Here is a 7,277-nt window from a genome sequence, read left to right as displayed (position 1 = left end):
GCCCAGGACGGTGAAGATTTCGAAGACCCGCTATCCAGTGGATCGGAAGGCTGCTCCGCTTAAGTGAACAGCATTACCGCCTTTGCGCGGGGCTTTTTCATGCCTGCCTCAGCCCTCCATCAGCAGCATGACCACCGGCACGGCGACCACCAGCAACGCCATCAGGAAGAGCAAGCCAATTCCCACCGCTCGCCAATTGGAGAAGAACGAGCCACCCACCGCCCGGTGGGTATTCACTTCTTTCTCCATCAACTGCTTGGCATAGAAGTACATACCAGCCACCTGGATAGCCGTGATCGGTGTGGCCGGCATCGAGTCCGGCAGGAAAAAGCTGAGCGCCAGCAGAGCAACAAAGACACCCACGCCCATCGCCCAAGCCTGGGTGATCTCGGCGGAGCGTCCCAGTTGCTTGAGGTTCTGGACAATGAAGTAGGCCCCCGCTATGGGAGTGCCGAAGAATGTCCCCAATGCTACGGCGCCCAGGCTGTAGAGCTTGCCATCGGTTGTCGTCGTGCCGGTCAGGTCGGCCGAAGGGGTACGGAAGGGGTTCTCTGCGTCCATGCGCGTTTCCTCAGGTCAGATCGAAAGTATCGGCATCCATATATGCCGGAAAACGTTCCCGGTAGGCGGTCAGTCCAGCAGCCTCCAGGCGGGCCCTGAATACGCCGTCACGGTCACCGGCATCCAGCAGGGTTTCGCCCTGGTAATCCAGCACTTGGCTGTCGCCACTGTAGGGATGGCCCTTGCCGTCGGTGCCTACCCGGTTCACGGCTGCAACGAAACACAGGTTCTCGATGGCCCTCGCCGGCAGCAGTCGATTCCAGTGGTGGCGGCGCGCGGCCGGCCAGTTGGCGGTGTAGAGCAGCAGGTCGGTGTCGTGCGGGTCGTAACTCCAGACCGGGAAGCGTAGGTCGTAGCAGACCAGCGGACGCACTCGCCAGCCGTTACATTCCATCTCCACCTGTCGCTCGCCGGCGGTGTAGTGCTTGTGCTCCCCGGCCATACGGAACAGGTGGCGCTTGTCGTAATGCAGCATCTCGCCATCCGGGCGCGCCCAGAGCAGGCGATTGCGGTGGCTGCCATCGCGGGCCTGGACAATCAGGCTGCCGGTGATCGTCGCATTCAGCCGCGCCGCCTGTTGCAGGAGCCAGGCGCTGGTCGGCCCCTGCTCCGGCTCGGCGAGCCGCTCGGACTCCATGGAAAAGCCGGTGCTGAACATCTCCGGCAGCACGATGAGATCGACGCCACGCGCCTGCTCCAAGAGAAGCTCAAGCTTCGCACGGTTCGCCGCCGGGTCCTGCCAGACCAGATCGGTCTGCACCAGGGCCAGACTCAGATCGGGCAACTCGTTCAGATTGCGCATAGTTTCTCCGCTGCCTGTCCGAGGGTTTCCTCACGCTTGGCAAAGCAGAAACGCACCAGGCGCAGGTCCTTCGGCGGAGTCTGGTAGAACACCGATACCGGGATGGCGGCGACGCCGTGCTCGCGAGTCAGCCATTCGGCCATTGCCAGATCGTCGAGGTCCGGCCGTATTTCGGAATAATCGACCAGTTGAAAATAGGTGCCGGCGGCACGGGTGAAGCGGAAACGCGAGCCGGCCAGCAGGTCGCAGAACAGATCACGCTTGCTTTGGTAGAACGCCGGCAGCTCAGCGATGTGCTCGGGGTGCTCCAGCATGAAGTCGGCCAGCGCCCACTGCAGCGGCGTCACGCCGCAAAAGCTGACGTACTGGTGCACCTTGCGCAGCTCGGCGGTAAGAGCCGGGGGCGCCACCACGTAACCGGTCTTCCAGCCGGTGACGTGGTAGGTCTTGCCGAAGGAGCTGACCACGAAGGCACGTTGGTAGAGTTCGGCGTGAGCCAGGACGCTGGCATGCCGCTGGCCATCGAACACCAGGTGCTCGTAGACCTCGTCGCTGACCAGATAGATATCGCGGTCGCGGATCAGGGTGGCCAGACGGTCCAACGCCTTGCGGGAAATCAGGGCTCCGCTGGGGTTGTGCGGGCTGTTCAGGATCACCATGCGCGTGCGCGGACTGAGCGCATCGCTGAAACGCTGCCAGTCGATCTCGAACGTCGGCAATGCCAGCGGAACATGCACGCAGCGACCGCCGGCCAGCTCCACCGAGGGCTCGTAGCTGTCATAGCAGGGATCGAAGACAATGACCTGGTCGCCAGGGCGGATCACTGCCTGGATAGCGCAGAAAATCGCCTGGGTCGCGCCGGGAGTGATGGTGATTTCACTGTCGGCGCTGACCGTCTGGCCGTAGCAGATCGCGATCTTTGCCGCGACCTGCTCGCGCAAGGCCGGCAGCCCGGTCATCGGCGCGTACTGGTTATGGCCTGCGGCGATATGGCGGCCGACCGCCTCGCGCAAGGCGGCAGGGCCATCGAAATCGGGAAAACCCTGGGACAGGTTCAGCGCGCCGGTTTCCGCAGCAAGCTGGGACATCCGGGTAAAGATGGTGGTGCCGACGTTCGGCAATTTGCTTTCGATCATGGGCTTCAACAGGCAGCGGGCTGAGTCGGGGCGACAAGCTTATCCCCTGGCGCCTGCCGCCTGAAGACCGCCCGCCGCTATTTCCTCTTGTCCTTGCGCTTCTTCTCTTGTTTCTTGTGGTGGCTCATCAGCCGGCGCTTCTTGTTCACCTGGCGGTCGGTGAGGGTATTCTTCTTGCCCTCGTAGGGGTTTTCACCGCCCTTGTATTCGATGCGAATCGGCGTGCCGACCAACCGGAGAACCCGCCGATAGGTATTTTCCAAGTAGCGCGTATAGGACTTCGGTACGGCCTCGACCTGATTGCCGTGAATCACGATCAGCGGCGGGTTGGCACCACCCAGGTGGGCATAGCGCAGCTTGATGCGCCGACCGTTGACCAGCGGCGGCTGGTGCTCCTGCACCGCATCCTCGAGAATCTGAGTCAGGCGGCTGGTGGGCCAGCGGGTAATCGCCGACTTGAACGCAGCCTGCACCGACTTGTACAGATGCCCGACACCCGTGCCATGCAAGGCCGAGATGAAGTGTATGTCGGCAAAATCGACGAAGAACAGCCGGCGCTCCAGTTCGGTCTTCACATAGTCGCGCTGGCCGGGCTCCATGCCATCCCACTTATTGAGCGCAATGACCAGCGCCCGGCCGGTCTCCAGGACGAAGCCGAGCAGGTTGAGGTCATGCTCGACCACGCCTTCACGGGCATCCATGACGAAGACCACCACGTTGGCATCCTGGATGGCCTGGAGTGTCTTCACCACCGAGAACTTTTCCACGGCCTCGAAGATCTTGCCGCGACGGCGCACGCCGGCGGTATCGATCAGCGTGTACTTCTCCTCGTCGCGCTCGAAGGGAATGTAGATGCTATCGCGGGTCGTACCGGCCTGGTCGTAGACGATCACCCGCTCCTCGCCGAGCATGCGGTTGACCAGCGTGGACTTGCCGACGTTGGGCCGACCGATGATGGCGATCTTGATACCGTCCTTCTCGCTCGGGCCAGGAATGCGCTTGGCTTCCTCGCCTTCCGCGACATCCTCAGCCGCAGCCTCTTCGATCGCCTCGGCATCGGCATCCTTGGGGAACTCACCAAGGGCCGCCTGCAACAGAGCGCTGATGCCTCGCCCATGGGCCGCGGCGATCGGCAAGGCGTCGCCGAGTGCCAGTGGACTGAACTCGGCCCGGGCGATATCCGGATCGACGTTGTCGACCTTGTTCGCCACCAGGAAGGTGCGCTTGTTCTTGCGGCGCAGATGCTCGCCGATCATTTGGTCGGCGGCGGAAAGGCCGGCGCGGGCGTCCACCAGGAACAGCACTGCATCGGCTTCCTCGATGGCTTGCAGAGACTGCTCGGCCATCTTCGCGTCGATGCCCTCTTCGTCGCCGGAAATACCACCGGTATCGATGACGATGAAGGTGCGCCCCTGCCAGCGCGCCTCGCCGTACTGGCGGTCGCGGGTCAGGCCGGAGAGATCGCCGACGATGGCATCGCGGGTCTTGGTCAGACGGTTGAACAGTGTCGACTTGCCGACGTTCGGGCGGCCCACCAGGGCGATTACGGGAACCATAAGGCTCTCACCTGCTTATTTCAGAAAACACAACGGCCGCTGCAAGGGCAGCGGCCGGACATTTCGGCGACCCGCATGGGGCGGGTCGCAGTGGCAAGACGGGTTTAGCGAATGGTCAGACCGACCAGCTCGCCCCCGTTGCCATAGGCATACAGCCATTCGCCGACCACTAGCGGGCGGGCACGCAGGCCATCGCTGTCGATGCGGACGCGACCGACGAAGCGGCCGTCCACCTGGCTAAGCAGGTGCAGGTAACCTTCCAGATCACCGACTGCCACGTAGCTGGAGAACACTTCCGGCGCCGACAGTTGGCGGCGGGCCAGTTGATCGTTGCTCCAGAGTGCCGACGAGGAACGCTCGTCGATGCCTTCGACGGTACCGCTGGCCTGGCTGACGTAGACGCTGCCGAAGCCCTGCGCCACGCCGACATAGCTGGAGGCCTCGCGCTGCCAGAGCACCCGGCCGCTTTCCACATCCAGGCCGGCGACGCGGCCCTGGTAGGTCACGACATACAGAGTGCCGCCGGACAGCAGCAAGCCGCCGTCGATGTCTACCACGCGATCCAGCTCGGAACGGCCGGAAGGCACGGCTACGCGTTGTTCCCAGACCGGCAGGCCGCGCTGGGTATCCAGGGCGATCACCTTGCCGGTGGAAAGGCCGGCAATGGCCAGGCGGTTGGTCACGATGGGAGCACCAGTACCGCGCAGCGTCAGTACCGCCGGGGTGCTTTCGTAGATCCAGCGCTGGTTGCCGGTATCGGCATCAAGCGCGATCAGCCGGTCGTCCTGGGTCTGAACGATGACCACGTCACCGTTAGTTGCCGGAGGAGCCAGTACCTCGCTGGTCACGCGGGCACGCCATTTCTCTTCGCCGCTGGTGGCGTCCAGGGCGATCACCTCACCCTTCAGCGTCCCCAGCAGGACCATCCCATAGCCGGCACCCACGGCGCCGGATACCGGCAATTCCAGGTCTTCCTTCCAGACCACCTTGCCACTGAAACGGTCCAACGCCATGACTACGCCTTCGACATCGGCCGCGTAGATCACATCGCCGTCGACCGCCGGCACCAGCATGTTGAAGGTTTCGCCCTGGCCGTCACCAATCGAGCGGCTCCATTCCTTCTTCAGTTGCACTTCCTCTTCGAACTTGGGCAGCTCGGCCGGCGGCAGTTCCTTCTTGCTGTTGCTGCTGCAACCCACGACCACGGCGGCCAGGGTCAGCACTACGGCATATTTCCAGCGCTTCACGTCAGGCATCCCCTTTAGCCAGGTCGTCGAGCTTCATCTGCAGGCTGCCTACCGCCGCGTCGTCGGAGAGCGCAGCCTTGGCCTTCTCATAGGCGGCATGGGCTTCATCGGTACGGCCGAGCTGGACCAGCAGATCGCCACGAACTTCTTCACGGCTCGCCAGATAGGCCTTGTCCGCATCGCCTTCGAGCAGTTTGAGCGCCTCTTCGGCCTTGCCCTGGGCCGCCAGCACACGGGCCAGGCGCTGGCGCGCCAGTTCGCCAAGGGTGGCATCGGCCGGCTTGTCGACAATGGCCCGCAACTCAGCGGCGGCATCGTCCAGCTTGCCCGCTTCGACCGCCACCTTGGCGACAAAGAGGCTGCCGTACTGGGCGTATTGAGTGCCGGCATAATCGCTCTTGAGCTTGCCGGCCAGTTCGCTGACCTTGCCTGCATCCGGCTGGCCGCTAGGTGTCAGGGCGGTTTCCAGCAGTTGCTGGTACAGCATGGAAGCGCCTTGCGCCTGGTTGGTCTGGTACTTCTGCCAGCCCTGCCAGCCGAACACCGCCACCAGCGCCAGCGCACCGCCGGTCAGCAGGGGCATGCCGTTGCGCTGCCACCATTCCTTGATCAGCGCCAGTTGTTCTTCTTCGGTACGCGAGGTCACCCCAATGCTCCTATCCGTCTGATACTCAAGCCTGCATGCAGGCAGCCAGGTGCTCGGCAAGAGCATCCCAGGCAATGTTCTGTTGTTCGCCGTCGGTACGCAGCGGCTTGCACCCTACCACGCGGTTGGCCAGTTCGTCGTCGCCCAGAATCAGCGCATATGACGCACCGCTCTTGTCGGCCTTCTTGAATTGACTCTTGAAGCTGCCGCCCCCCGCATTGACCAGCAGACGCAACCCAGGAAGGGCATCGCGCAGGCGCTCCGCCAGCGCCAGAGCAGCCAGTTCGGCGGGCTCGCCGAAGGCGCAGAGGTAGGCGTGAGCCGGACTGTTCAGCTCCGCCGGCACCAGCTCCAGGGTCTCCAGCAGCAGTACCAGACGCTCGACACCCATGGCGAAACCGACGCCCGGGGTCGGCTTGCCACCGAACTGGGAGATCAGGCCGTCGTAGCGGCCGCCGGCACAGACGGTGCCCTGGGCGCCGAGCCTGTCGGTCACCCACTCGAACACGGTACGGCCGTAGTAATCCAGGCCGCGGACCAGCTTCTGGTTGATCTCGTAGCGGATACCGACCGCATCGAGGCGGGCCTTGAGCCCCTCGAAATGAGTGCGCGACTCCTCGTCCAGATAGTCATGCAGCGTCGGCGCATCAGCGAGGAGCGCCTGGGTCTGGGCATTCTTGCTGTCGAGAATACGCAGCGGATTAGTGGTCAGGCGGCGCTGGCTGTCTTCGTCGAGTTGGTCGAAGCGCTCGCGCAGATAAGCCACCAGAGCATCCCGATAGGACGCACGGGCTTCACTGGAGCCAAGGCTATTGAGTTGCAGAGTGACGGAATCGGCCAGGCCAAGCCTCTTCCACAGACGCCAGGTCAGCACGATCAGCTCGGCATCGATATCCGGCCCCGGCTGGTTGAAGACTTCCACACCGATCTGGTGGAACTGGCGATAGCGGCCTTTCTGCGGCTTTTCGTAACGGAACATCGGGCCGGCGTACCAAAGCTTCTGGACCTGACCGCCACCGGTCAGGCCGTGCTCAAGCACCGCACGCACACAACCGGCCGTACCTTCCGGGCGCAAAGTCAGGGACTCTTCGTTGCGGTCGAGGAAGGTGTACATCTCCTTGTCGACCACATCGGTGCCTTCGCCGATACCACGGGCGAACAGCTCGGTGAATTCGAGGATCGGCAGGCGGATTTCCTTGTAGCCGTAGCCGTCCAGCAACTGTGCGAAGGTGTTCTCGAGGTAGCGCCAAACCGGAGTCTGCTCCGGCAGGATGTCGTTCATGCCACGTATGGCTTGCAGCGTTTTGCTCACGAAAGATCCTTAGGAAA

Annotated in this window: 7 protein-coding genes; all 7 read right to left on the bottom strand. The window is 63.2% G+C overall.

All coding sequences use genetic code 11. The features are described 5' to 3' along the window. Positions 1 to 108: 108 nt before the first annotated feature. Positions 109 to 561: a hypothetical protein gene (locus tag BZL41_RS07865; RefSeq protein WP_095598773.1), complete on the bottom strand. Its 453-nt coding sequence runs from the start codon at positions 559 to 561 to the stop codon at positions 109 to 111. 10 nt (positions 562 to 571) lie between these two features. Further along, entirely contained in the window at positions 572 to 1,363 is a 792-nt protein-coding gene (locus tag BZL41_RS07860; protein WP_095598772.1) for an amidohydrolase, read from the bottom strand. Next, positions 1,351 to 2,499 (bottom strand): pyridoxal phosphate-dependent aminotransferase, encoded by a 1,149-nt coding sequence (locus tag BZL41_RS07855; RefSeq protein WP_095598771.1) that lies wholly within the window; start codon positions 2,497 to 2,499, stop codon positions 1,351 to 1,353. Before BZL41_RS07855 ends, BZL41_RS07860 begins: the two co-directional genes overlap by 13 nt. Before the next feature lie 77 nt (positions 2,500 to 2,576). Continuing rightward, on the bottom strand, positions 2,577 to 4,055 hold the full coding sequence (der, locus tag BZL41_RS07850; protein ID WP_095598770.1) for a ribosome biogenesis GTPase Der: 1,479 nt from the start codon (positions 4,053 to 4,055) through the stop codon (positions 2,577 to 2,579). Between the two features lie 104 nt (positions 4,056 to 4,159). Beyond that, complete coding sequence (gene bamB, locus BZL41_RS07845; RefSeq protein WP_095598769.1) at positions 4,160 to 5,311, bottom strand: outer membrane protein assembly factor BamB; 1,152 nt, start codon at positions 5,309 to 5,311, stop codon at positions 4,160 to 4,162. Next, complete coding sequence (locus BZL41_RS07840) at positions 5,304 to 5,948, bottom strand: tetratricopeptide repeat protein (RefSeq protein WP_174706142.1); 645 nt, start codon at positions 5,946 to 5,948, stop codon at positions 5,304 to 5,306. The genes bamB and BZL41_RS07840 overlap by 8 nt, the downstream gene beginning before the upstream one ends. A gap of 25 nt (positions 5,949 to 5,973) precedes the next feature. Further along, positions 5,974 to 7,260 carry a histidine--tRNA ligase gene (hisS, locus tag BZL41_RS07835; protein ID WP_095598767.1) on the bottom strand — a complete coding sequence of 429 codons (1,287 nt, stop codon included), beginning with the start codon at positions 7,258 to 7,260 and terminating at the stop codon, positions 5,974 to 5,976. Positions 7,261 to 7,277 lie beyond the last annotated feature (17 nt).

Source organism: Pseudomonas sp. PIC25 (genome assembly GCF_002286785.1).
In the GTDB taxonomy this organism is placed as follows: domain Bacteria; phylum Pseudomonadota; class Gammaproteobacteria; order Pseudomonadales; family Pseudomonadaceae; genus Pseudomonas_M.
This window is presented reverse-complemented; position numbering and strand designations above follow the sequence as displayed.

Coding starts and splice junctions, on each gene's coding strand:
- BZL41_RS07865 (WP_095598773.1), bottom strand. CDS start 561: ATGGACGCAGAGAACCCCTTCCGTACCCCTTCGGCCGACCTGACCGGC.
- BZL41_RS07860 (WP_095598772.1), bottom strand. CDS start 1,363: ATGCGCAATCTGAACGAGTTGCCCGATCTGAGTCTGGCCCTGGTGCAG.
- BZL41_RS07855 (WP_095598771.1), bottom strand. CDS start 2,499: ATGATCGAAAGCAAATTGCCGAACGTCGGCACCACCATCTTTACCCGG.
- der (WP_095598770.1), bottom strand. CDS start 4,055: ATGGTTCCCGTAATCGCCCTGGTGGGCCGCCCGAACGTCGGCAAGTCG.
- bamB (WP_095598769.1), bottom strand. CDS start 5,311: ATGCCTGACGTGAAGCGCTGGAAATATGCCGTAGTGCTGACCCTGGCC.